Source organism: Streptomyces sp. NPDC086077 (genome assembly GCF_040686175.1).
Lineage (GTDB): Bacteria > Actinomycetota > Actinomycetes > Streptomycetales > Streptomycetaceae > Streptomyces.
Window position 1 is genome coordinate 14,571 of sequence record NZ_JBFBJT010000074.1, and the last position, 22,465, is coordinate 37,035.

The 22,465-nt window shown below is 72.7% G+C and carries 23 protein-coding genes; 10 read left to right on the forward strand and 13 right to left on the reverse strand.

Going from position 1 to position 22,465, the window contains the following annotated elements:
• Positions 1-11 precede the first annotated feature (11 nt).
• The 3 genes from AB0O67_RS21665 to AB0O67_RS21675 are packed head-to-tail and all read left to right on the forward strand — an operon-like array spanning position 12 to position 3,079.
• A complete protein-coding gene (locus AB0O67_RS21665) occupies positions 12-1,307 on the forward strand; it encodes a CBS domain-containing protein (protein WP_365452389.1) in 1,296 nt (431 codons plus the stop codon).
• Positions 1,291-1,902 carry a DUF1003 domain-containing protein gene (locus AB0O67_RS21670; protein ID WP_365452391.1) on the forward strand — a complete coding sequence of 204 codons (612 nt, stop codon included), beginning with the start codon at positions 1,291-1,293 and terminating at the stop codon, positions 1,900-1,902. The genes AB0O67_RS21665 and AB0O67_RS21670 overlap by 17 nt, the downstream gene beginning before the upstream one ends.
• 43 nt (positions 1,903-1,945) lie before the next feature.
• Entirely contained in the window at positions 1,946-3,079 is a 1,134-nt protein-coding gene (locus tag AB0O67_RS21675) for an Mrp/NBP35 family ATP-binding protein (protein ID WP_365452393.1), read from the forward strand.
• Positions 3,080-3,176: 97 nt separating this feature from the next.
• Here the strand turns inward: AB0O67_RS21675 and AB0O67_RS21680 are convergent, their stop codons facing one another.
• The 5 genes from AB0O67_RS21680 to sigE all read right to left on the reverse strand — a co-directional run bounded on the left by AB0O67_RS21680 (position 3,177) and on the right by sigE (position 8,739).
• The gene (locus AB0O67_RS21680) at positions 3,177-3,836 is read right to left on the reverse strand and encodes a hypothetical protein (protein ID WP_365452395.1); all 660 of its coding nucleotides are present in this window, start codon (positions 3,834-3,836) and stop codon (positions 3,177-3,179) included.
• Positions 3,837-4,127: 291 nt separating this feature from the next.
• Positions 4,128-4,547 carry a sec-independent translocase gene (locus AB0O67_RS21685; RefSeq protein ID WP_365452397.1) on the reverse strand — a complete coding sequence of 140 codons (420 nt, stop codon included), beginning with the start codon at positions 4,545-4,547 and terminating at the stop codon, positions 4,128-4,130.
• Between the two features lie 164 nt (positions 4,548-4,711).
• Positions 4,712-6,766 (reverse strand): trypsin-like peptidase domain-containing protein, encoded by a 2,055-nt coding sequence (locus AB0O67_RS21690; protein ID WP_365452427.1) that lies wholly within the window; start codon positions 6,764-6,766, stop codon positions 4,712-4,714.
• Positions 6,767-7,108: 342 nt separating this feature from the next.
• Positions 7,109-8,041 (reverse strand): zf-HC2 domain-containing protein, encoded by a 933-nt coding sequence (locus AB0O67_RS21695; RefSeq protein WP_365452399.1) that lies wholly within the window; start codon positions 8,039-8,041, stop codon positions 7,109-7,111.
• Complete coding sequence (gene sigE, locus AB0O67_RS21700; RefSeq protein WP_365452429.1) at positions 8,038-8,739, reverse strand: RNA polymerase sigma factor SigE; 702 nt, start codon at positions 8,737-8,739, stop codon at positions 8,038-8,040. The genes AB0O67_RS21695 and sigE overlap by 4 nt, the downstream gene beginning before the upstream one ends.
• 235 nt (positions 8,740-8,974) lie before the next feature.
• Here sigE and AB0O67_RS21705 point away from each other — a divergent pair, with 235 nt between their 5' ends.
• On the forward strand, positions 8,975-9,673 hold the full coding sequence (locus AB0O67_RS21705; protein WP_365452431.1) for an O-methyltransferase: 699 nt from the start codon (positions 8,975-8,977) through the stop codon (positions 9,671-9,673).
• A gap of 131 nt (positions 9,674-9,804) precedes the next feature.
• On the opposite strand, the gene AB0O67_RS21710 is transcribed toward AB0O67_RS21705, so the two are convergent.
• The gene (locus AB0O67_RS21710; RefSeq protein ID WP_003966491.1) at positions 9,805-9,972 is read right to left on the reverse strand and encodes a DUF3117 domain-containing protein; all 168 of its coding nucleotides are present in this window, start codon (positions 9,970-9,972) and stop codon (positions 9,805-9,807) included.
• Between the two features lie 380 nt (positions 9,973-10,352).
• Between AB0O67_RS21710 and AB0O67_RS21715 the strand changes: the two genes are divergently transcribed.
• On the forward strand, positions 10,353-11,156 hold the full coding sequence (locus AB0O67_RS21715; RefSeq protein ID WP_365452401.1) for an enoyl-CoA hydratase-related protein: 804 nt from the start codon (positions 10,353-10,355) through the stop codon (positions 11,154-11,156).
• A gap of 14 nt (positions 11,157-11,170) precedes the next feature.
• Here the strand turns inward: AB0O67_RS21715 and AB0O67_RS21720 are convergent, their stop codons facing one another.
• Positions 11,171-11,758, reverse strand: a complete 588-nt coding sequence (locus tag AB0O67_RS21720; protein WP_365452403.1) for a DNA-3-methyladenine glycosylase I — start codon at positions 11,756-11,758, stop codon at positions 11,171-11,173.
• Positions 11,755-12,108 carry a DivIVA domain-containing protein gene (locus AB0O67_RS21725; protein ID WP_365452405.1) on the reverse strand — a complete coding sequence of 118 codons (354 nt, stop codon included), beginning with the start codon at positions 12,106-12,108 and terminating at the stop codon, positions 11,755-11,757. The genes AB0O67_RS21720 and AB0O67_RS21725 overlap by 4 nt, the downstream gene beginning before the upstream one ends.
• A 155-nt stretch (positions 12,109-12,263) precedes the next feature.
• On the opposite strand from AB0O67_RS21725, the gene folP reads away from it, so the two are divergent.
• The gene (gene folP / locus AB0O67_RS21730) at positions 12,264-13,124 is read left to right on the forward strand and encodes a dihydropteroate synthase (protein WP_365452407.1); all 861 of its coding nucleotides are present in this window, start codon (positions 12,264-12,266) and stop codon (positions 13,122-13,124) included.
• 139 nt (positions 13,125-13,263) lie between these two features.
• On the opposite strand, the gene AB0O67_RS21735 is transcribed toward folP, so the two are convergent.
• Together AB0O67_RS21735 and dapE are read right to left on the reverse strand one after the other, a co-directional pair.
• Entirely contained in the window at positions 13,264-14,022 is a 759-nt protein-coding gene (locus tag AB0O67_RS21735; RefSeq protein WP_365452409.1) for a TIGR00730 family Rossman fold protein, read from the reverse strand.
• Positions 14,023-14,150: 128 nt separating this feature from the next.
• Positions 14,151-15,230, reverse strand: a complete 1,080-nt coding sequence (dapE, locus tag AB0O67_RS21740; RefSeq protein WP_365452411.1) for a succinyl-diaminopimelate desuccinylase — start codon at positions 15,228-15,230, stop codon at positions 14,151-14,153.
• Between the two features lie 82 nt (positions 15,231-15,312).
• On the opposite strand from dapE, the gene AB0O67_RS21745 reads away from it, so the two are divergent.
• Complete coding sequence (locus tag AB0O67_RS21745) at positions 15,313-16,281, forward strand: heavy metal transporter (RefSeq protein WP_365452413.1); 969 nt, start codon at positions 15,313-15,315, stop codon at positions 16,279-16,281.
• Positions 16,282-16,617: 336 nt separating this feature from the next.
• A complete protein-coding gene (locus AB0O67_RS21750) occupies positions 16,618-17,064 on the forward strand; it encodes an ATP-binding protein (RefSeq protein ID WP_365452415.1) in 447 nt (148 codons plus the stop codon).
• A 57-nt stretch (positions 17,065-17,121) separates the two neighbouring features.
• On the opposite strand, the gene AB0O67_RS21755 is transcribed toward AB0O67_RS21750, so the two are convergent.
• Both AB0O67_RS21755 and fdxA read right to left on the reverse strand, forming a co-directional pair.
• On the reverse strand, positions 17,122-18,216 hold the full coding sequence (locus tag AB0O67_RS21755; RefSeq protein ID WP_365452417.1) for a bifunctional succinyldiaminopimelate transaminase/glutamate-prephenate aminotransferase: 1,095 nt from the start codon (positions 18,214-18,216) through the stop codon (positions 17,122-17,124).
• 110 nt (positions 18,217-18,326) lie between these two features.
• Positions 18,327-18,647 carry a ferredoxin gene (gene fdxA, locus AB0O67_RS21760; protein WP_362249186.1) on the reverse strand — a complete coding sequence of 107 codons (321 nt, stop codon included), beginning with the start codon at positions 18,645-18,647 and terminating at the stop codon, positions 18,327-18,329.
• 140 nt (positions 18,648-18,787) lie between these two features.
• Between fdxA and AB0O67_RS21765 the strand changes: the two genes are divergently transcribed.
• Together AB0O67_RS21765 and AB0O67_RS21770 are read left to right on the forward strand one after the other, a co-directional pair.
• Entirely contained in the window at positions 18,788-19,786 is a 999-nt protein-coding gene (locus tag AB0O67_RS21765; RefSeq protein ID WP_365452433.1) for a GNAT family N-acetyltransferase, read from the forward strand.
• A gap of 2 nt (positions 19,787-19,788) precedes the next feature.
• Positions 19,789-20,652: a transglutaminase-like domain-containing protein gene (locus AB0O67_RS21770; protein ID WP_365452419.1), complete on the forward strand. Its 864-nt coding sequence runs from the start codon at positions 19,789-19,791 to the stop codon at positions 20,650-20,652.
• A 148-nt stretch (positions 20,653-20,800) separates the two neighbouring features.
• On the opposite strand, the gene AB0O67_RS21775 is transcribed toward AB0O67_RS21770, so the two are convergent.
• On the reverse strand, positions 20,801-22,465 hold a 1,665-nt coding region (locus AB0O67_RS21775; RefSeq protein ID WP_365452421.1), incomplete at its 5' end, for a hypothetical protein.

Here is a 22,465-nt window from a genome sequence, read left to right on the forward strand (position 1 = left end):
GAGGCGCAGCCATGGTCGCCGGCGCCCCCCGGATCTTCGTCTCGCACCTCTCCGGCACCGCCGTCTTCGACCCGAACGGCGACCAGGTGGGCCGCGTACGCGATCTGGTCGTCATGCTGCGGGTCGGCAGCAAGCCGCCGCGGCTGCTCGGGCTGGTCGTCGAACTCGCCACCCGGCGCCGGATCTTCCTGCCCATGACCCGGGTCACCGGCATCGAGTCCGGACAGGTCATCACCACCGGCGTGGTGAACGTCCGCCGTTTCGAACAGCGCCCCACCGAGCGGCTGGTCTTCGGCGAGCTGCTGGACAAGAGCGTCACCCTCGTCGAGACCGGCGAGCAGGTCACCGTCCTGGACCTCGCGGTGCAGCAGTTGCCGGCCCGCCGCGACTGGGAGATCGACCGCGTCTTCGTCCGCAAGGGCAGGAAGGGCAGCGCCTTCCGGCGGGCCAGGGGTGAGACGCTGACCGTCGAGTGGTCCGGCGTCACCGGATTCTCCCTGGAGGAGCACGGACAGGGCGCCGAGAGCCTCCTCGCCACCTTCGAGCAGCTGCGCCCCGCCGACCTCGCCAACGTCCTGCACCATCTGTCGGCGAAGCGGCGGGCGGAGGTCGCCGCCGCCCTCGACGACGACCGCCTGGCCGACGTGCTCGAACAGCTCCCCGAGGACGACCAGATCGAGATCCTCGGCAAGCTCCAGAAGGAGCGCGCCGCGGACGTCCTGGAGGCGATGGACCCGGACGACGCGGCCGACCTGCTCTCCGAGCTGCCGGAGGAGGAGAAGGAGCGGCTGCTGAGCCTGATGGAGCCCGCCGACGCCGCCGACATGAGGCGCCTGATGGCGTACGAGGAGCACACCGCGGGCGGGCTGATGACCACCGAGCCGATCGTCCTGCGCCCCGACGCCACCGTCGCCGAGGCCCTCGCCCGGGTCCGCAATCCCGACCTCTCCCCCGCTCTCGCCGCCCAGATCTACGTCTGCCGGCCCCCCGACGAGACGCCCACCGGCAAGTACCTGGGCACCGTCCACTTCCAGCGGCTGCTGCGCGACCCGCCGTACACCCTGGTGAGCTCGATCCTCGACGACGACCTGCAACCCCTCGCGCCGGGAGCGACGCTGCAGCTCGTCGCCGGGTTCTTCGCGACGTACGACATGGTCTCGGCGCCCGTCGTCGACGAGTCCGGGTCGCTGCTGGGCGCGGTGACCGTGGACGACGTACTGGACCACATGCTGCCCGAGGACTGGCGGGAGTCCGAGTTCGAGCTGGACGAGGGCGAGGGGGTGGGCGTCCATGGCTCCGGAGCGTGAGGTGCGGCGCGAGGCTGGGCGCGAGGGCGGCCGGGAGCGCATGCCCGTCGGCGCCACGGCCACCACGCGCCCGCGCGCCCGGCTCGACCAGCCACGTCCCCGGCGGCCCCGGATCCTGCCCGAGTGGGATCCGGAGGCGTTCGGAAAGCTGTCCGAGCGCGTCGCCCGCTTCATCGGGACCGGGCGGTTCCTGGTCTGGATGACGATCGCCATCGTGGCGTGGGTGCTGTGGAACGTGTCCGCGCCGGCCGGGCTGCGCTTCGACAGCTACCCGTTCATCTTCCTGACCCTGATGCTCTCGCTCCAGGCGTCCTACGCCGCCCCGCTGATCCTGCTCGCTCAGAACCGGCAGGACGACCGCGACCGGGTCAATCTCGAACAGGACCGCAAGCAGAACGAGCGGTCGATCGCGGACACCGAGTACCTGACGCGCGAGATCGCGGCCCTGCGGATCGGGCTCGGCGAGGTGGCCACCCGGGACTGGATCCGCTCCGAATTGCAGGACATGGTCAAGGACCTTCAGGACGGGCAGCCCGACGGTCACCGGGTATTCCCGGCAGAACGGTCCGGGGCGCGTGACGTAGACGACCGGTGACGGCCTTTCCGCGGTGCCCGTGCGGCGCCGTACCATCGTCCTTATGGCTACGGAAGACGCGGTGCGCGAGGCACTGGCGACGGTGAACGACCCCGAGATCAACCGGCCCATCACCGAGCTCGGGATGGTGAAGTCGGTGGAGATCGGCGCGGACGGAGCGGTCGCGGTCACCGTGTACCTCACGGTCTCGGGCTGCCCGATGCGCGACACGATCACGCAGCGGGTGACCGAGGCGGTCTCCCGTGTCGACGGCGTCACCCGCGTCGACGTCACGCTCGACGTGATGAGCGACGAGCAGCGCAAGGAGCTGGCGAACGCCCTGCGCGGCGGCCAGGCCGAGCGCGAGGTGCCCTTCGCCAAGCCCGGCTCGCTCACCCGGGTGTACGCGGTCGCCTCCGGCAAGGGCGGCGTCGGCAAGTCGTCCGTCACGGTCAACCTGGCGGCGGCGATGGCGGCCGACGGCCTGAAGGTCGGTGTCGTCGACGCCGACATCTACGGCCACAGCGTGCCGCGCATGCTGGGCGCCGACGGGCGGCCCACCCAGGTCGAAAACATGATCATGCCGCCGTCCGCGCACGGCGTGAAGGTCATTTCCATCGGCATGTTCACCCCGGGCAACGCCCCCGTCGTCTGGCGCGGTCCGATGCTGCACCGCGCGCTCCAGCAGTTCCTGGCGGACGTGTACTGGGGCGACCTGGACATCCTGCTGCTGGACCTGCCGCCCGGCACCGGCGACATCGCCATCTCCGTCGCCCAGTTGGTCCCCAACGCCGAGATCCTGGTCGTGACGACCCCGCAGCAGGCGGCGGCCGAGGTCGCGGAGCGGGCCGGCTCCATCGCCGTACAGACCCACCAGAAGATCGTCGGCGTGGTCGAGAACATGTCCGGGCTGCCCTGCCCGCACTGCGGCGAGATGGTCGACGTCTTCGGCACGGGCGGCGGTCAGACGGTCGCCGACGGCCTGACCCGCACCACGGGCACGAACGTCCCGGTCCTCGGCAGCATCCCCATCGACGTCCGCCTCCGCGAGGGCGGCGACGAGGGCAAGCCGGTGGTCCTGAGCGACCCCGACTCCCCCGCCGGCGCGGCCCTGCGTTCGATCGCCGGCAAGCTGGGCGGCCGCCAGCGCGGCCTGTCCGGCATGTCGCTCGGAATCACGCCGCGCAACAAGTTCTGAGTCCGGCCCGTGGGTGACGCGCCCCCTCGGGGGGTGCGGGGAACTGCGTGAGCACCACCCACGGCGAGAGGGCGCCCCGTCCCGGCGGCGCCCTTTCTCATGCGTACTGGGCGATGTCCTTGACCACCGAGAACCCCAGCCCGTACGCGCTCATCCCGCGGCCGTACGCGCCCAGGTGGACGCCTTCCTGCGTCGAACCCGCCAGCACCCAGCCGAACTCGGACTCCCGGTAGTGGAACGGCGTGGGAACGCCGTCGACGGGAAGCGAGAGCGTCGACCAGTCCGAACCGGCGAGATCGTCCGCGAGGACCCACGCGGTCTCCGTCTGCTGCTCCAGCCAGTGGTCCCGCAGGCTGTGGTCCATCTGCCCGGGCCAGGTGAAGGACAGCAGCCCCACCCCCGCGAGCCAGGCGGCCGAGGAGACCGACGTGGCCTCCAGCAGCCCCGTGCCGTCGGCGCTGCGCCGCACGGGGTTGGCGGCGACGGTCACCACGACCGCGAAGCGCTCCCGTTCCTCGGCGACCCCTTCGGCGCGCACCGAGGGTTCGTCACCGTGGCCGATCGAACCGTGTTCCACGGCCCCGTCGGCCGTCACACCCACCTGCATCAGCCAGCGCGGGCCCGTGAACGCCTCGTCGAGGCCGTACCACGGGAATGGCGCACGCAGGTAGCCGTCGACCGTACGCCGGGCGGAGGGGAACTGTTGTCCACCCTCCGCGGCCGGCGCCTGTTCGACTGCCCGACTCGTCGTCTCCATGTGCCCGGACGCCTCCTCGCTCTCGTCGGATCGGACGGCCCGCCCCCCTTCGGGCGTACTCGTCCGGTCCGCACAACAACTCGGCAGCATATCCACACCGGTGCGGGCAGCCGGGAATGCGCCCGGCGCGTGGGTCGCGTGAGCGACGTGTTCAAGCCGTGGGGAGAATGATCGAGGGGGCCGACGCGCGGGCATCCGACGAGGTGGCACGGGGACAGGCGGGTGCCGCAGGTGTCAGACATGTCCCGCGCGCGTCGGGCGTCCGCGGGCGTCAGGCGGGTCCCGCAGGTGTCAGGTGGCGTCCGCGTCGAAGGGCGGGCGGTCGTCGGGCTTCTTCGTCATGTCGACGCGGGCACCCGAGGAGCCGGAGGAGGCGGGCGGCTCGGCGTCGCGGCTGTGCACCGCGTCGGTGACCTCGGCCATCTCCTTCTTCAGGTCGAAGCCGTTGCGGATCTCCTTGAGCCCCAGTTCCTCGTTGTCCAGCTGCTTGCGGATGAAGGTCTTGGGGTTGAGATCCTCGAACTCGAAGTCCTTGAACTCCGGGCCGAGTTCCTGCCGGATGTCCTGCTTCGCGCTCTCCGAGAACTCACGGATCTTCCGGATCGTGCGCGTCACGTCCTGGATGACTTTCGGGAGCTTGTCCGGACCGAACACGAGCACGGCGAGGACGACAAGCGTCACCAGCTCCAGCGGTCCTATGTCATTGAACACCTGAAAGCTCCTTGTGTGTCCCGGGCCGGATCCACGGTACCCGTCGATCCTGTCCGACCGGTACTGTCCCGGGCGCCACACGTGCAGGTTGGTGAGCGTTTTTCCGCTTGTTTGCCTTGCTGGAGCGGGTCACCGTCCGGTCTGTGAGGTTTGTTCTCGTCTCCTCAGGTGCCGCCGGAGGAACCGAGCACCAGCGAGATCGTCCGTTCCGCCCCGTCCCGCCGCAGGGTCAGCTCCAACCGGTCGCCGGGGCGGTGGGCCCGGATCTTGACGATCAGTTCCTCACCCGAGTGGATCCGCTGCCCGTCGACCTCCGTGATCACGTCGCCCGGGTCGATGCCGGCCTTGTCGCCGGGGCCGCCGGGCGTGACCGGGGCGGCACCGTCGGCGCCCGCGGTGCCGACGCGGGCGCCGTCGCCGGTGTAGTCCATGTCGAGGGTGACGCCGATGACCGGGTGGGTCGCCCGGCCCGTGTTGATCAGTTCCTCGGCGACGCGTTTGCCCTGGTTGATCGGTATGGCGAAGCCGAGGCCGATGGAGCCGGACTGGCCGCCGTCCGCGTCGGCCCCGTCGCCGGCGGAGCGGATGGCGGAGTTGATGCCGATGACACGGGCCCGGGCGTCGAGCAGCGGGCCGCCGGAGTTGCCCGGGTTGATGGGGGCGTCGGTCTGGAGCGCGTCGACGTAGGAGATGTCGCTGGCGTCGCCGCCCTCGCCGCCCGCCGTGATGGGGCGCTCCTTGGCGCTGATGATGCCGGAGGTGACCGTCCCCGCCAGGTCGAAGGGGGCTCCGATGGCGACGACCGGGTCGCCGACCTGGACGTTGTCGGAGTTGCCGAGGGGCAGCGGCCGCAGACCGCTGACGCTGCGGACGCGGACGACCGCGAGGTCGTAGCCGCCGTCCCGGCCGACGACCTCGGCCTTCACGGTCTCGCCGTCGTGGAACGTGACCGTTATCTCACCGTCCTCGCCGGCGGGCTCCACGACGTGGTTGTTCGTGAGGATGTGGCCCCGGCCGTCGAGCACGAAGCCGGTGCCGGTGCCCGCCTCGCCGGAACCGCTGACGTGCAGGGTGACCACGCTGGGCAGGGCCCGCGCGGCGATCCCGGCCACGCTGTCGGCGTCCCGCGCGGCGTCCTCCCGTCCGGCCTGCGGCAGCTCGACCTGCCCGACCCCGCCGTTGCGCTCCAGATACGCGCCCACGGCACCGCCGATGCCGCCGGCCACGAGGGCGACGAGCGCGGTGCCGAGGACGAGGATCTTGAGGCCTCGCCTGCGCCGCTGCCGCTTGGTGAGGACCGCGGCACCGGTCTGCTGAAGCGGGGCGGGGGCGTGCGCTGGGCCGGCGGCGGCCCAGGGGTCGTAGCGGCGCCAGGGGTCGGGGGCGGGTGGGGCTGGGGGTGGGGTGGGGGCGCCGCTGCCGATGGAAGGTGCGGAGGCGGCCGCCGCTGCGGCCCCCTGCCTGGGAGCCGGAACGGCCGGCGCGGGGGCCTGAGGGGGCAGCACGGGGGCATGAACGACCGGAGCGTCTTCCGGAGCGGGAGCGGCGGCAGAGAAGGGCGCCGGAGCCGGAGCGGGGGCCTGGGCGAGGGCCTCAGCCGGAGCGGGGGCCTGGGCCGTGGGAGCAGGTGCCGGAGTGGGGGCCTGGACGGGAGCCGCAGCCGAAATGGGGGCCTGGGCGGCCGGAGCCGGGGCCTGGGCGAGGGCCTCGGCCGGAGCGGGGGCCTGGGCGGTCGGATCGGGGGCCTGGGCGAGGGCCGGTGTCGCAGCGGGGGCCTGGGCGGCCGGAGCCGGAGGGGCCACAGGGGCCGGAGGGGCCGTGGCCGGAGGGGGCGAAGCCGGGATCGGGACTGGCACAGCCGAAGTCGGGGTCGGGCCCGGAACGGGGGCCGGAGGGACCGAAGGCGGAGCGGATGCAGGCGCAGGGGCAGAGACAGGCGCAGCCGGAGTCGGGGCCGGAGCAGCGGCCGGAAAGACCGGGGCAGGTGCTCCGTGCGGAGGTGTCGTGACAGGTGCCCCCACCGGAGCCGCCGGGGGCGCCACCATGGCCGTGCCCTGCGCGGGCGTGGTCGCCGGATGCTGTACGGGCGGGGCGGGCGCCCATGGGCCGGGCTGGCCGTACGGCGGGGTGCTGTACGGGTCGGGGTCGTGCAGTGGCTTGAGGTCCTCGACGGCGGGCCGAGCGGCCGGAACGTCCCGCTGCGCATCGGACGCGATCATGACACCTTGCGGCACGTCGTCCCCGGGCACGTCACCCCACGGCGGCACCTCGTCCCGTGGCCCGGTCGTCGCGAGAGCGCCAGTACCCCCCGGCACCTCACCCCACGGCACCTCCTCGGTGACCGTCTCCGTGGGTGCCTCCTCCGGGCGCCTCAGTTCGAAGTCGCCCTCCCCCTTGCCCGGCGTCGGCGCGGTGCCCTCGTTCATGCTCTCCCCACGGCTGGCCGCGGCCCGGCTCGTCGGGGTGGGGCCGCAGTTCGAAGATTCCGCGCCGGACGCCTGGGCGTGGGCGCGCTCCACCTTGGATTCAATCAGGTTCGCGCGCCGGGGCGCAGGAAACGGTCAGCGGGGTGTGACGGAGGAGGACGCGGAGGGAGTCACCTTCCCATCCGTGACGGGCGCCGCGAGCAGGCCCGGGGTCATGACCTCGGGAGCAGTCGACCAGTTGCTGAGCGTGATCGGCGGGGTCGCCACCAGAGGGCGTATCAACGGCGACATCGCGGCCGCGTCGGCCACCATGGGAGCCGTGAGGGCGTGTACCGGCTGGGACGCCACCCCGGGAAGCAATGGCGCGGACACCTCTGTCGCCGCCGCCGGCGTCTCCCCGAGCGTCCGTCCGCCCTGGATCTGTGAGAGCAGGGGGCCGGCCCCACGGCGCCGCTGGTTCTCCGGCGTCGTCGTGCCCGACCCCGGACGCGCCGGGGTCACGTTGCTTCCCGAGCCGCCCCGGCTCTCGGCGTCGCCCGGCGTGCCCGTGGTGACGCCGCCCAGCGCGATCGCGGCCAGGGACACCGCCCCGGCGGCCACGAAGGCGAACCGGCGCCCGCGCGAGGCCGCCGCCCGCTCGGCCTCGCTGCGGCCGACGTCGTGGATCCGGAAGCCGCGCTGCGCGGAGGCGGGCAGGACGGACGCGTGCGCGGCGGCGGGGACGTACTCGAAGTCGAAGCCCTCACCGCGCCTCATGCCGAAGACGCCTCCGCCGAAGCCTCCCCCCATCGGTGACACACCACCGTCGAGATCACCTCCGCCGGGCAGCCCCTGGAGCCGGGCCAGGAAGCTCTCGGAGGGCGGCGGCGGGGCGGCCTCCGCGAAGACGTTCTTCAGTCGGCGCTGGGCGTCGACCTCCGCCTTGCACTTCGGGCAGGTCGCCACGTGCGCCAGCACACGCTCACGCGTGTCATGACCGAGCTCGCCGTCCACCAGGGCGGCGAGTCGGTCTCCCAGGTGCTGCTCCGCGAGGCGCTCCTCGGCAGCTGTCGGCCGTGTTCCACTCACGCGGACGCGCCCCCTCCCCCCAGAGCGGGCACGCGGGGCACGAAGGAGCGACGCTCGGCGCGCGCCTCCGGGGACCGGTGCGCGAGGGCCTTGCGCAGTTGGGAGCGGCCGCGGTGGATCCGGGACCGGACCGTGCCGAGCTTGACCCCGAGGGTCGCGGCGATCTCCTCGTACGACAGTCCTTCGATGTCGCACAGGACGACCGCGGCACGGAACTCGGGCGCCAGGGTGTCGAGGGCCTGCTGGACGTCCGCGTCGAAGTGCGCGTCGTTGAAGACCTGCTGCGGGGAAGGCTCGCGGCTGGGCAGTCGCTCGGCCGCGTCGTCGCCGAGGGCGTCGAAGCGGATGCGCTGCTTGCGGCGGACCATGTCCAGGAAGAGGTTCGTGGTGATGCGGTGCAGCCAGCCCTCGAACGTCCCTGGCGAGTACGTCGACAGGGAGCGGAACACGCGCACGAAGACCTCCTGCGTGAGGTCCTCGGCGTCGTGCTGGTTACCGGTGAGGCGGTACGCCAGCCGGTAGACACGACCGCTGTGGGTGCTGACGATCTCCTCCCAGGTGGGCGGAGTCCACGCCTGCCCGTCCGCGTCGGTGGAGAACGTCGCGGTCCGGTCGTGGTCAGCGGCGTGGCTGTGGTCAGCAGCGGTGTCGTTCACGGATTTCGGCCTGCCCGCCGACCCGAGGAAGCGCCTCAGCACTCCTGTGCGGTCCACAGGCGCAGCCGCACCTCCCCTGTCAGCTCTGGTGGTGTCCAGTGGGGCCCCTACCATAGCCACCTCGCCCGTTAGCTCCCCATAAGCGGTTTTACGAGAAATTGATCTGTGCTGGTACGGCTCATGCGGCTGCGTCAGCACTTGCTCGGCGCCCCGCTCGTCGTCGTGATCCAACCGTGTCCCCCGCCGTCGTCTCCCACCCCTCTAAACGCCTGGTCCCATCTGCGGGTTCCCGGCACCAACGGATACAGTCACGCCCAGGCAACCACGGGGACAGGAGAGGGTCATTACCGGCAACCGGCTGACGAGCTGGGCGTTCGCCGACGCCTTTGTCGCCGAGGACGAGGCGCTTCACTGGGCCCGCGACCGCGCCCGGGACGCAGGGCTGCGCTCGGTCTCGCCCGGCACGGGCGCCGCGCTGCGGTTGCTGGCCGCCTCCGTGGACGCCAAGGCGGTGGCCGAGATCGGGACCGGCACCGGTGTCTCCGGGATCCATCTGCTGCACGGCATGCGCGCGGACGGCGTGCTGACCACCGTCGACCCCGAGCCGGAGCACCAGCAGTTCGCTCGGCAGGCCTTCCGCGCCTCCGGGTTCGCCAGCAACCGGGCCCGGTTCATCCCCGGTCGCGCCCTGGAAGTACTGCCCCGGCTCGCGGACGCCGGCTACGACCTCGTCTTCTGCGACGGTGACCGGCTGGAGGTGCTGGACTACCTCGCTGAATCGTTGCGCCTGCTGCGTCCGGGCGGCCTGGTGGTGTTCGAGGGCGTCTTCGCCAACGGACGCACGGTGGACTCGGGCCCGCAGCCGACGGAGGTGCTGCGGCTGCGTGAGCTGCTGCGCGCGGTGCGCGAGAGCCAGGAGCTGATCCCGTCGCTGCTGCCGGTCGGCGACGGGCTGCTGTGCGCGGTCAAGCGCTGACACTTTTTCGCCACCGCGGCGGTGGTCCGCACCTCGTATTCGGAGCGGTGAGCCGAGGAATGCCGGGAATACAGCGGCCCCGGCACCGGATGCGGTGCCGGGGCGGCTGAAAGGGTATGGTCGCCTCCGGGTCAGCCCACGACCTTCTTGAGGGCGTCGCCGAGCGCGTCGGCCTCGTCCGGGGTCAGCTCGACGACGAGCCGACCGCCGCCTTCGAGCGGAACGCGCATGACGATGCCCCGCCCCTCCTTGGTCACCTCGAGCGGGCCGTCACCCGTCCGCGGCTTCATGGCCGCCATGCTCGTTCCCCTTCCTGAAAACCAGCTCATCGTCAAGGCCGACGGCGCCCGCTGAAGGGCGCGCGCGGTCCGTGAAACAAGACACGCGACACCGGCATCGAACACATTGCTTCCAAGCCATTATCCCGCATCTCACGACCCGATGACCAACATCGGTCGGCATCGCTTGGGCAACGCGCCCGAGCAAAACCACTCAATTCGGCGATGTGACTGCGATACTGCGCAGCCGCACGGACTTACGCCGACCGGAAACCGGCCCGAATTCTTTGACGCAGCTCACACGGACGCCCGGGGCCGTTGTCCGTGATCTCCGCCATGCTGTCCTCGGACAGGACGTACCGACCGGTACGCCCCGAGCGCCGAACCGGAGGGGATACGCCATGGCCGACACCGTGCTCTACGAGGTGAACGACGGGCTCGCCACGATCACGCTGAACCGCCCCGAGGCGATGAACGCCCTGAACATCGAGGCCAAGGTCGCGCTCCGGGACGCGGTCCGGTCCGCGGCGGCCGACGAGGCCGTTCGGGCGGTGCTGCTGACCGCGGCCGGGGACCGGGCGTTCTGCGTGGGACAGGACCTCAAGGAGCACATCGGGCTGCTGGCCGCCGACCGGGAGGCGGGCGAGGGGCAGACTATGAGCACCGTGCGCGAGCACTACAACCCGATCGTGCGGGCGCTGACCGACATGGCGAAGCCCGTGGTCGCGGGCGTGAACGGCGTCGCCGCCGGGGCCGGCTTCGGCTTCGCGCTCGCCGCCGACTACCGGGTCGTGGCGGACACGGCGGCCTTCAACACCTCGTTCGCCGGCGTCGCGCTGACCGCCGACTCCGGCGTCTCCTGGACACTGCCGCGCGTGGTCGGGCCCGGCCGCGCCACCGACCTGCTGCTCTTCCCGCGCAGCGTCAAGGCGCAGGAGGCGTACGAGCTGGGCATCGCGAACCGGGTCGTGCCCGCGGCGGAGCTGCGCGCGGAGGCCGAGCAGGTGGCCAGGCTGCTCGCCGAGGGGCCGACGGTGGCGTACGCCGCGCTGAAGGAGGCCGTGGCGTACGGGTTCGGTCACTCGCTGGCCGAGACGCTGGAGAAGGAGGACGAGCTGCAGTCGCGGGCGGGAGCCTCGGAGGACCACCGGATCGCGGTGCAGGCGTTCGTGAACAAGGAGAAGCCGAAGTACCTGGGGCGCTGAGCCGGCCCGCCCGCTCAGCCGACGCGGCGTGCGGCGCAGTCCGCCAAGTGGTCGTCGACCAGACCGCACGCCTGCATCAGCGCGTACGCCGTCGTCGGCCCCACGAAGCGCAGGCCCCGCTTCTTCAGCGCCTTGGACAGGGCCGTCGACTCCGGGGTGACCGCGGGGACGTCGGCGAGGGTCTTCGGGACCGGGCGGGTGTCCGGGTCGGGAGCGTGCGACCAGACGAGGTCGTCCAGCTCGCCGGGCTCCCAGCCGGCCAGCGCGCGGGCGTTGGCGAGGGTGGCGTCGATCTTCGCGCGGTTGCGGATGATGCCGACGTCCGCGAGGAGGCGCTCGCGGTCGTCGTCCGTGAAGGTGGCGACCGTGGCGATGCTGAAGTCGGCGAAGGCGGCGCGGAAGCCGGGGCGGCGGCGCAGGATGGTGATCCAGGACAGGCCGGACTGGAAGGCCTCCAGGGAGAGCCGCTCGAACAGCGCGTCGTCGCCGTGGACCGGGCGGCCCCACTCCTCGTCGTGGTACGTCACATAGTCCGGCGTGGACAGGGCCCAGGGGCAGCGCAGCGCGCCGTCCGGGCCGGCCAGGGTCGCTCCGTCGGTCATCGCGGGCCCTCTTCCCGGCCGGGCTTGTCCATGGGGACGCGGGCCGCGGCCTGGGCGCCGGCGAGGGCGGACTCCAGGTCGGCGATCCGGGCGTCCCGCTCGGCGAGCTCGGCGGCGACGCGGTTCAACGCGTCGTCGACGTCGGCCATGCGGTAGCCGCGGGCGGCCAGGGGGAAGCGCAGGGCGTCGATGTCCGTGCGGCCGACCGGGCGGTCCAGGGGCAGCGGGTCCTGCAGCCGTTCGGGCGCGGCCTCGGGGAGCGGGCCGCGCTCACCACCGCCGACCACCGCGAGGGTCACCGCGGCGACCACGACGACGAGGGCGACGACCAGGAACAAGAACATAACCATCGCTGAGGTCCCCACGCGGAGTGTGGCGGCGCACCTGTGGCGTACGCCGACGTCGGATGTGTCAGGGTCCGATCGTGCCATGCGAGTCTGACAGTTAGGGTCACAGGCGGTCGCACAGGGCCGGGACCAGGACGAACGAGGAGAGGTCACACGGGATGCTCAGGCTGGGCAGGCGGGAGTTCGACCCGCGCGAGCCGGTGATCATGGCGATCGTGAACCGGACCCCGGACTCCTTCTACGACCAGGGGGCCACGTTCCGCGACGAGCCGGCGCTGGCTCGGGTGGAGCAGGCGGTGGCCGAGGGCGCCGCGATCATCGACATCGGCGGGGTCAAGGCGGGGCCCGGCGAGGAGGTGAGCGCGCAGGAGGAGGCGCGGCGGACGGTCGGCTTCGTGGCGGAGGTGCGGCGGCGGTTCCCCGACGTGGTCATCAGCGTGGACACCTGGCGGCACGATGTCGGCGAGGCCGTGTGCGAGGCCGGGGCGGATCTGCTGAACGACGCCTGGGGTGGGGTGGACCCGCGGCTGGCGGAGGTCGCCGCGCGGTACCGGGTCGGGCTGGTGTGTACGCACGCCGGTGGGGCGCGGCCGCGTACACGGCCGCACCGGGTGACGTACGACGACGTCATGGCGGACATCCTGCGGGTGACGCTCGGGCTGGCCGAGCGGGCGGTGTCGCTGGGGGTGCCCCGGGAGTCGGTGCTGATCGATCCCGGGCACGACTTCGGGAAGAACACGCGGCACAGTCTGGAGGCGACGCGGCGGCTCGGGGAGATGGTCGAGACCGGCTGGCCCGTGCTGGTGTCCCTGTCCAACAAGGACTTCGTCGGGGAGAGCCTGGACAAGCCGGTGAAGGAGCGGGTGATCGGGACGCTGGCCACGACGGCGGTCTCCGCGTGGCTGGGGGCGCAGGTGTACCGGGTGCACGAGGTCGGGGAGACCCGGCAGGTGCTGGAGATGGTCGCGGCGATCGCGGGCTGGAGGGACCCGGCGGTCGCTCGGCGGGGGTTGGCCTGAGGCCTGCGCCCCTGATCCCACCCGCCCCTCCCGACCGGGCCGGCCAGTCGGGTGGGCGTGCGTGCGTGCGTGCGTGCGTGCGGGCGGGAAGTGAACCTCTCCGGGGCTCGGCCCCAGACCCCGCCGAGCCAGGCGCCGGCTAGCGCCCCGCCTCCTTCGACACCAGCGCCACCGCCTCGTCCACGTCGTCCGTGACATGGAAGAGGTGGAGGTCCTTCTCCGCGGCCTTGCCCTGGGCGACCAGGGTGTTGCGGAGCCAGTCGACCAGGCCGCCCCAGTAGTCCGTGCCGAAGAGGACGATGGGGAAGCGGGTGACCTTCTCGGTCTGGACCAGGGTCAGGGCCTCGAAGAGCTCGTCCAGGGTGCCCAGGCCGCCGGGGAGGACCACGAACCCCTGCGCGTACTTGACGAACATCATCTTGCGGACGAAGAAGTAGCGGAAGTTCAGGCCGATGTCGACATAGGGGTTGAGCCCCTGCTCGAAGGGCAGTTCGATGCCCAGGCCCACCGAGATGCCGCCCGCCTCGCTGGCGCCCTTGTTGGCCGCCTCCATCGCCCCGGGGCCGCCCCCGGTGATGACCGCGAAGCCCGCCTCCACGAGGCCCCTGCCCAGACGGACGCCGACCTCGTACTCGGACGACTCCACGGGCGTGCGGGCAGAGCCGAAGACGCTGATCGCGGGCGGGAGTTCGGCGAGCGTGCCGAAGCCTTCGATGAACTCCGACTGGATGCGCAGGACGCGCCACGGATCGGTGTGGACCCAGTCCGACGGGCCTCCCGCGTCCAGCAGCCGCTGGTCCGTCGTGCTCGCCGTCACCTGGCTCCGCCGTCGGAGGACCGGTCCGAGTCGCTGCTCCTCCGGCGGCTGCCGCTTTCCCTCAGGGTTGCCGGTGGCCATGTGCGCTCCCTCCGCTTGCGGGGTGTTTCCACCTCAGCGTAGATCCACGCCGGTTACAGAGGGGGGACATGTGTATGTCTGCAACGAAGCGCCCGCGGGGAAACCCCCTCGCGGACGCCCCGCGGCCGTCACGCCGTGAGCCAGGCCCGCAGCCGCTCCTCGCCGGCGAGGATCTTCGCCGTCTCCACCCGCTCGTCCCGCTTGTGCGCCAAGTGCGGATTGCCGGGACCGTAGTTGACCGCCGGGACGCCCAGGGCGCTGAAGCGGGAGACGTCCGTCCAGCCGTACTTGGGCTGCGGGGTGCCGCCGACCGCCTCGATGAAGGCCGCCGCGGCCGGGTGCGACAGGCCGGGCAGCGCGGCCCCGCTGTGGTCGTCCACCACGAACTCGCTCACGCCGCAGTCCGCGAACACCTCGCGGACGTGCGCGATCGCCTCCTCCTCGGTGCGGTCCGGGGCGTAGCGGAAGTTCACCGTCACCACGCACGCGTCGGGGATGACATTTCCGGCCACACCGCCCGAGATGCCCACCGCGTTCAGCCCCTCGCGGTACTCCAGCCCGTCGATCACCGGGTGACGGGGCTGGTAGGAGGCGAGGCGGGCCAGGATCGGAGCGGCCGCGTGGATCGCGTTGGAGCCCATCCAGCCGCGCGCCGAGTGCGCCCGCTCGCCCTCGGTCCTCAGCAGGACGCGCAGGGTGCCCTGGCAGCCGCCCTCGACCTGACCGTCGGACGGCTCCAGCAGCACCGCGAAGTCGCCCGCCAGCCACTCGGGGTGCGCCTCGGCGATGTGCTTGAGGCCGTTGAGGTCGGCGGCGACCTCCTCGTTGTCGTAGAAGACGAACGTCAGGTCGCGGTTCGGAGCCGGAACCGTCGCCGCGATGCGCAGCTGGACCGCGACGCCCGCCTTCATGTCGCAGGTGCCGCAGCCCCAGAGCACACCGTCCTCGTCCAGCCGGGACGGCACGTTGCCGGCGATCGGCACCGTGTCGATGTGTCCGGCGAGGATCACGCGCTGCGGCCGGCCCAGGTCCGTGCGGGCCACGACGTTGTTGCCGTACCGCTCGACCGTCAGGTGCGGCAGGGCGCGCAGCGCGTTCTCGATCGCGTCCGCGAGGGGCTTCTCGCTGCCGCTCTCCGACGGGAAGTCGACGAGCTGGGCGGTGAGCTGGGCGGCGTCCAGGGTGAGGTCAAGCGGGGAGTCGGCCATGCGTCGACACTAGCGCTCCCGACCTGGGAGTACTTTCCCCGCCTGGCACCGGTCACTCCGTACTCTCCAGTACCTTGGTCGCGTGCCAGAGCCGTCACCTCATCTCCAGCGTCGTGGCCGCCTTCTCCGTGTGGGGGCGGCCTTCGTGGTCCTGCTCGCCGTGGCGGGCTACCTCGCGGTGCAGTACGTCACCGGGGGCACCGGCGGCCCGGGATGCAAGGTCGTCTCGGCCGACGGCGACGGGGCGACGTACGAGTTCAGCCCCGAGCAGGCCGTCAACGCCGCGACCGTCACCGCCGTAGGCACCGCACGCGGCCTGCCCGAACGGGCCGTCACGATCGCCCTCGCGACCGCCCTGCAGGAGTCCGCGCTGCGCAACATCGGCCACGGCGACCGGGACTCGCTCGGCCTGTTCCAGCAGCGGCCCTCGCAGGGCTGGGGCACCGAGGAGCAGATCATGGACCCGATCTACTCGGCGGGCATGTTCTACGACCACCTGGTCGACGTCCCGGGTTACACACGGCTGCCCCTCACCGTCGCCGCCCAGCGCGTGCAGCGCAGCGGCTTCCCGCAGGCGTACGCCAAGCACGAGCCGGACGCCACCCTGCTCGCCGCCGCCCTCACGGGGCGCGCGGCGGCCACGCTGACCTGCGAGGGACGGCCGGGCGCGACGCCGACCGCCGGTCCTGACGCGGTGCGTACCGCGCTGGTGCGGGACTTCGGGCGGGACGCCGTGCAGCAGGCCGGCGCCGAGGTGGGCGCCCGCACGCCCACTCCCACGCCGACCCTGGTCACCGAGACCAGCGGGCGCACGGTGACCGTGCCCGTGGCCGAGGACACCGACGAGCGCGGCGCGCGCGAGCGCGGCTGGCAGTACGCCCACTGGGCCGTGGCCAACGCCTCCTCGCTGCACATCGAACGCGTCTCGTACGCCGGGCGGGAGTGGGTCGCGGGGCACACCGACAGTCGGTGGCGCGCCGCGGAGGACGCGAAGAATTCGGACGGGGCCCGGCGCGCCGCCGAGGCCGTCCGCATTGTCACTGCACAGTAGTGCGACCGATCAGCCCCAGGGGTTACTTGCGCCGGTTCGGGGTGACCGGGTGCTCAGGTTTTCGCAGCCTCACCCCCCTGTGCGCCAAAACCCTTGGGAACACGGAGCCGTAAGGATTCGGCGGACTTTCGGACCGGGTGTTCTTTGCCCGTTTTTATCCGCAGCCGATAATGCGACGCATTGCCAACTCTTTACATTGGCACGCCGCAACCTTCGCGCGCTTCGAGCGGTAGTCACTGCGTCCGAGCCCGGAGCGCGAGACCGCGACCGACATCGCGGAGTCAACTCCCGGGAGCGGCTGGACACTTCACCGTCATCTCCCGTCGAAGGAGCATCATGTCCCTCCCCCTGACCCGTCGGATCGCCCGTGCCGCGCTGCTTGTCGCAGCGGGAGCGGCTGCCGGGGTCGGTGCGGCCGGCTCCGCCAGCGCGGCCCCCGAACTGCCCGCCACCGGCAACCTCGGCGGACTGACCGCCCTGGACGCGGCGAACGTCGGCAACACCGTCGACAGCACGGCGCAGAACGTCACCGGTGCCGCCGGCGACACCGGCAGCAAGGCCGTCAAGAAGGCCGTGCCGGCCGCAGGCAAGACCGGTGGCCAGGTCGCGAAGAAGGCGACGCCCGCGGTGCAGAAGGCCGCGGGTGACGCCGCCGGGGCCGCCGGGGCCGTCGTGGGTGACGCCGCGGCGAGCGCGACCAGGGGCGGGCTGCCGACGGACGGGCTGACCAAGGGCGGGCTGCCGACCCAGTCGCTGCCCACCAAGGGGCTGCCGATCGGCTGAGTGCCGGGCGCTTGAGGCGAAGGGGTCCAGGGAGTTCCCTGGGCCCCTTCGCCGTGCTCACGCGAGGCGCTTGACCGCCGCCGCCACCCGCTCGTCCGAGGCCGTCAGGGCCACACGCACGAAGTTCTCGCCCGCGCGGCCGTAGAAGTCGCCCGGCGCGACCAGGATTCCCAGCTCGGCGAGGTGGGCCACGGTGGTCCAGCAGGACTCGTCCCGGGTCGCCCACAGGTAGAGGCTGGCCTCGCTGTGCTCGATGCGGAAGCCGTGGCCCAGCAGGGCCTCGCGCAGCATCGTGCGGCGGGCCGCGTAACGCTCGCGCTGCTCGCCGACGTGGACGTCGTCACCCAGCGCCGCCACCACGGCCGCCTGCGTCGGCGCGGACGTCATCATGCCCCCGTGCTTGCGGATCTCCAGGAGCGGGCCGAGAATCGCCGGGTCGCCCGCGAGGAACGCGGCGCGGTAGCCGGCCAGGTTGGAGCGCTTGGAGAGGGAGTGCACCGCGACGACGCCCTCGTACGAGCCGCCGTTCACGTCGGGGTGCAGGACCGAGACCGGGTCGGCCTCCCAGCCGAGTTCGAGGTAGCACTCGTCGGAGAAGACCAGGACGCCGTGCTCGCGGGCCCAGGCGACGATCCGGGTCAGCTCCTGCTTCGGGAGCACCTTGCCCGTCGGGTTGGAGGGCGAGTTCAGCCAGAGGAGCTTCAGGCCCGCCGGGTCGAGGTCCGTCGGGTCGTCGTAGACCGCGTACTGCGCGCGGGCCAGGCGCGCGCCCACCTCGTACGTCGGGTACGCCAGGCGCGGGAAGGCGACCCGGTCATCGGGGCCGAGACCCAACTGCGTGGGGAGCCAGGCGACGAGTTCCTTGGAGCCGACGATCGGCAGGACGTGGCGGTGGGTGACGTCCTGGGCGCCGAGGCGGCGCCGCACCCAGCCGGTGATCGCGTCCCGCAGTTCGGGGGTGCCCCAGACGGTCGGGTAGCCGGGCGAGTCGGCGGCGGCGACGAGCGCCTGCCGGATCAGCTCGGGGACCGGATCGACCGGGGTGCCGACGGAGAGGTCGACGATGCCGTCCGGGTGCGCGGCGGCCGTCTCCTTGTACGGCGCGAGCTTGTCCCAGGGAAAGGTGGGCAGGCGGTCGGAGACTGCGGACACGGTGTCTGGCTCACTTTCTGGTGCGGCAAACGCCTCGGTCCCGTGCGGCGGCGATCGGGGTGATCGGGCCGTACGGGACCGAGGCGGCGCGGTTCGGGCCGCTTAAGGGGTCACTCGGCCTGCGGCGGCAGCGCGGCGACGAAGGGGTGGTCCCGCTCGATCAGGCCCAGCTTGCTCGCGCCACCGGGCGAGCCGAGCTCGTCGAAGAACTCCACATTCGCCTTGTAGTAGTCCTTCCACTCCTCCGGAGTGTCGTCCTCGTAGAAGATCGCCTCGACCGGGCAGACCGGCTCACATGCACCACAGTCGACGCATTCGTCCGGGTGGATGTACAAGGACCGTGAGCCCTCGTAGATGCAGTCGACCGGGCACTCCTCGATGCACGCCTTGTCCTTGACGTCGACACAAGGCTGCGCGATGACGTAGGTCACGCTGTCGTTCCTCCTCGATAGGGCGCTGGCGGGCCTCCTCAGGCTCCGCCGCCTGGCGCGCGGGAGCGCGGCGTCGTCGATGCCCGCCTCTAGTATCTCCGTTCCTGGGCACGATCCGAACAGGAGGGGTGAACCGACCTGTGGAAATATCGGCGGCCGGACGCCTTGAGGTCCGTATCACCACAGCTGACGTGGGCAAACGAGTCTCCGTACGGCGGTTGGGGGACCCTGGCGTCACGGAGCAGAAATTCACCGACACGGTGGGTGTTCTCACATCCTGGGACGATGGTGTGCTCGTGATCACACGGCGGGACGGCGAGCGCGTCCGGATCAAGGAGTCCGCGCTGGTCGCGGGGAAGGTCGTGCCCGCCGCGCCGGCCCGCCGCCGCGGTCCCGCCGCCTCCTACGAGGAACTGGCCCGGATCGCCGCGCGGGGCTGGCGGCCGCTGGAGAGCGAGCGGCTCGGCGAGTGGGAGCTGCGCGCCGCCGCCGGGTTCACCCGGCGCGCCAACTCCGCGCTGCCGCTCGGGGACCCGGGCGTGTCGCTCGACGAGGCGCTGAGCGCCGTACGGCGCTGGTACGGCGAACGCGGCCTGCCCGCCTACCTGCAGACCGCCACCGGCGCCGAGGGCACGCAGGAACTGCTGTGCGCGGAGCTGGAACGGCGTGGCTGGGTGCGGGAGGTCTCCGCCGAGGTGTGGACCGGCGCCCTCGCGCCGGTCGCCGACCGGTCCGAGGGCGCCGGGGTGGTGCTGTCCCGGGAGGCGGACGCCGGATGGCTGGCGAGGTACCAGCGCAAGAGCGTGAGCGAGGTGGCGCTGCGCGTGCTGGGGAGCGGGAGTTCGGTCTGGTTCGCGAGCATCCCCGGTGACGGTGGGGCACCCGCCGCGATCGGGCGCTGCGTCGTCGACGGGCGGTGGGCCGGGTTCGCCGCCGTCGAGGTGGATCCCGCGCTGCGCCGGAGGGGGCTGGCGACCGAGGTGATGGCCGCGCTGGCCCGCCGCGCGCTGGACGAGGGCGCGTCGGCGGCGTGGCTCCAGGTCGAGACGGACAATGCCGGTGCACGGTCGTTGTACGCCGGGCTGGGCTTCGGCGCGCATCACACGTATCACCATTTCCGGGAGCCGGAGGGCCGATAGCCATGCGTCCACCCTTCCCGCCACCGCCCGAGCGGACCGCCGAGCTGCGCCGGCGGTTCGCCGAGGAGGCGCGGGCCGAGCGGCCCGACCTGGCGACGCTGTGTCTGCTCGTGGGGGCGCAGGCCGACCGGGCGCTGGACGAGGCGGGCATCGACGCCGCGCAGGTGGAGCTGGACCGGCTGGCCGGGATGCTGCCGTTCCGGCCGGGCGGGGCGCGGGCCTGGGCCGAGGCGGTGCGGGAACTGCTCGGTGAGCGGTGCGGGTTCCGCGGCTCCGCCGCGGACTACCAGCGGTTGGAGTCGTCGTTGCTGCACGCCGTGCTGACGCGGCGACGGGGGTTGCCGATCCTGCTGTCGGTGGTGTGGCTGGAGGTGGCCCGGCGGGCAGGCGCGCCGGTGTACGGCGTGGCGCTGCCGGGGCACTTCGTGGTCGGGTTCGGCGGGACGCCGGCGGAGGCCGCGGAGCAGGTGCTGGCCGACCCGTTCGACGGCGGGCGGGTGCTCAGCGGGAACGACGCGGAGTTGCTGGTGGCGGGCGCCACCGGGGCGCCGCTGGATCCCTCGATGCTGGTGCCCGCGGACCCGCTGGACGTGGTGGTACGGATCCTGAACAACATCCGGGCGTGGGCCGCGGCCCGGCCCGAGCGGTCGGACGTGGCGTTGTGGGCGGTGGAGCTGTCGTTGCTGCTGCCCTCGCATCCGGCGCGGCTGCGGTACGAGCGGGCGCAGGTGCTGGTGCGGCGGGGGGACTTCATGGACGGGGCCGCGGAGCTGGACGCGTACGCGGAGGTGGTGGAGGCCGTGGACGAGGGAGCAGCCGAGAAGGTGCGCGGGGAGGCCCGGGCGGCCCGGGCGCTGCTGAACTAGAGGTCCGTCCCCGGGGCCGCTCGACGCGGCGGGCGCGGGCGCGTCGTGCTGGTCGCGTAGCCCACCGCGCCCCTGAGGGGCGCTGCCCCGACCGGCGTCGCCCCGGGGGCACCCGGCGGGTCCCGGGTGCCCTCGGCGTCTGCGCTGGCTAGCTCGGGTCGGTCTCGATCGTCGCCACGCGGTTCGTCGTGCTCTTCAGGGCCGGGCGCAGGGCGCCGATCACGTCCTGGACGGTGACCGGGGTCTTCTGGCCGGTCCCCCGCGTGATGAGGACGCCGTCGAAGGTCTTGCCGTAGAGCTCCTTCAGGGCGGCCTCGTCATAGGTGTCGACGAGCTTGCCGTCGACCGCCTGGACGCGGAGGAACTTCCACAGGGACTTCTCCGGGCTGAAGGCGATCGAGTGGGCCGCGTCGGTCTGCACGGTGACTATGCCGGACATCGCCGGTTCGGCGAACTCCTTCATCATCCGGTCGACCTCGGCGTCGGGCACCGTCGGCTGCTTGGCGGTGGTCGGGACCTGGACCGGCGTGGCCGCACCGGTCTCCACCTGGCTGCGGTAGGCGTTCTCGACGGCCTCGGTGGCCTGGTCGACGGCGATGCCCTTGCCGGCCTTGCCGTACACGGCGACCGCCTTGCCGGACTCGAATTTGATCGTGCCGTCGCCGGCGCTGCCCGCGCCGCCCGCCGCGGTCTCCAGGGCGGAGTGCAGCTTCTCCTCGTCGACCGGCATGACCGGCTCGACGACCCGCTCCTGGCCGAACAGCGAGCCGATCACGGAGACCGGGTTGTAGTCGCTCGTGGCGGCGGCGTCGACCGTGGCGTCGGTGTCGAACTGGAGCCCGGACTGGTCCGGCCTCAGGGAGAGGGTCTCGCCGTCGACGGACAGCTTCACCGGGTTGTCGACGCGGTCGCCGAGGGCCTCGTCGAGCTTCTTGACCGCGTCGTCGCGGGTGCCTCCGCCGATGTCCACGCCGAGCACGGTGGTGCCCTTGGGCACGTCGGAGTGGTTCATCAGCAGACCGGCGCCGTAGGCCACTCCGGCGACGGCGATCACGCCGCCGCTGAGCAGCACCAGCTTGTTGCGGCCCTTCTTTTTCTTCTTGGGCGCGGCGGGGGGCGCGGACTGCTGGGCCGGCTCGGGCCGCTTCGGCGGGGTGTGCGCCACCGGCCCGTCGGCGGGGGCGCCCGGCCCGAACGGCGTGCTCCGGTCGGCGGGCGGCACGACCGGGATGCCGCTGGTCAGGGTGTCCCCGGAGACGTTGTCCACGGGCACGCCGAAGGGGCTGCCGGGGGGCGGCTCGGGGGCCGGCTGCTGCGGGGTGAGGATCGCGGTGTCGTCGCTCAGGCCGCCGCCGTGGCCGGGGTGCGGGGTCGCGCCGGGGCCGCTCGGCAGGGCGAGGGGGCTGTTGCCGGTGACCGGGCCGCCGGTCGGGCCCGAGGGGCCCTGCTGGCCGGCCGGGCCGCCATGTCCGGGGCCGCCGTAACCGCCCTGGCCGTTCGGACCGCGTCGGCCGTGGGGAGCGGCACCCTGACCGCCGTACGGGCTCTGCGCGCCGTAGGGGTCCTGGCCGTTGGGCGCGCCCTGGCCCGGCCGACCGTTCTGTCCGGGTTCCGTGAAGTACGGGAGGTCGTCGCGGCGCGGTTCGCCCGGGCGGGAGCCGTTGCCGCTCGCCGCGAGGGCCTCGGTGACGTCGAAGGAGCCCGTGCCGCCGCCGTGGCCGGGGGCCACCGGGCCGCCGGTGGCGCCGGGGAGGCCGCCGCCCTGCGTGCCGCCGGGGCGGGAGCCGCCCGGCATGTTCATGGAGCCGACCAC

Bases quoted from the DNA above. Each gene is read 5' to 3' on its own strand.
- AB0O67_RS21665 (WP_365452389.1), top strand. From the start codon at position 12: ATGGTCGCCGGCGCCCCCCGGATCTTCGTCTCGCACCTCTCCGGCACC.
- AB0O67_RS21670 (WP_365452391.1), top strand. From the start codon at position 1,291: ATGGCTCCGGAGCGTGAGGTGCGGCGCGAGGCTGGGCGCGAGGGCGGC.
- AB0O67_RS21675 (WP_365452393.1), top strand. From the start codon at position 1,946: ATGGCTACGGAAGACGCGGTGCGCGAGGCACTGGCGACGGTGAACGAC.
- AB0O67_RS21680 (WP_365452395.1), bottom strand. From the start codon at position 3,836: ATGGAGACGACGAGTCGGGCAGTCGAACAGGCGCCGGCCGCGGAGGGT.
- AB0O67_RS21690 (WP_365452427.1), bottom strand. From the start codon at position 6,766: ATGATCGCGTCCGATGCGCAGCGGGACGTTCCGGCCGCTCGGCCCGCC.
- AB0O67_RS21710 (WP_003966491.1), bottom strand. From the start codon at position 9,972: ATGGCGGCCATGAAGCCGCGGACGGGTGACGGCCCGCTCGAGGTGACC.
- AB0O67_RS21715 (WP_365452401.1), top strand. From the start codon at position 10,353: ATGGCCGACACCGTGCTCTACGAGGTGAACGACGGGCTCGCCACGATC.
- AB0O67_RS21720 (WP_365452403.1), bottom strand. From the start codon at position 11,758: ATGACCGACGGAGCGACCCTGGCCGGCCCGGACGGCGCGCTGCGCTGC.
- AB0O67_RS21725 (WP_365452405.1), bottom strand. From the start codon at position 12,108: ATGGTTATGTTCTTGTTCCTGGTCGTCGCCCTCGTCGTCGTGGTCGCC.
- folP (WP_365452407.1), top strand. From the start codon at position 12,264: ATGCTCAGGCTGGGCAGGCGGGAGTTCGACCCGCGCGAGCCGGTGATC.
- AB0O67_RS21735 (WP_365452409.1), bottom strand. From the start codon at position 14,022: ATGGCCACCGGCAACCCTGAGGGAAAGCGGCAGCCGCCGGAGGAGCAG.
- dapE (WP_365452411.1), bottom strand. From the start codon at position 15,230: ATGGCCGACTCCCCGCTTGACCTCACCCTGGACGCCGCCCAGCTCACC.
- AB0O67_RS21750 (WP_365452415.1), top strand. From the start codon at position 16,618: ATGTCCCTCCCCCTGACCCGTCGGATCGCCCGTGCCGCGCTGCTTGTC.
- AB0O67_RS21770 (WP_365452419.1), top strand. From the start codon at position 19,789: ATGCGTCCACCCTTCCCGCCACCGCCCGAGCGGACCGCCGAGCTGCGC.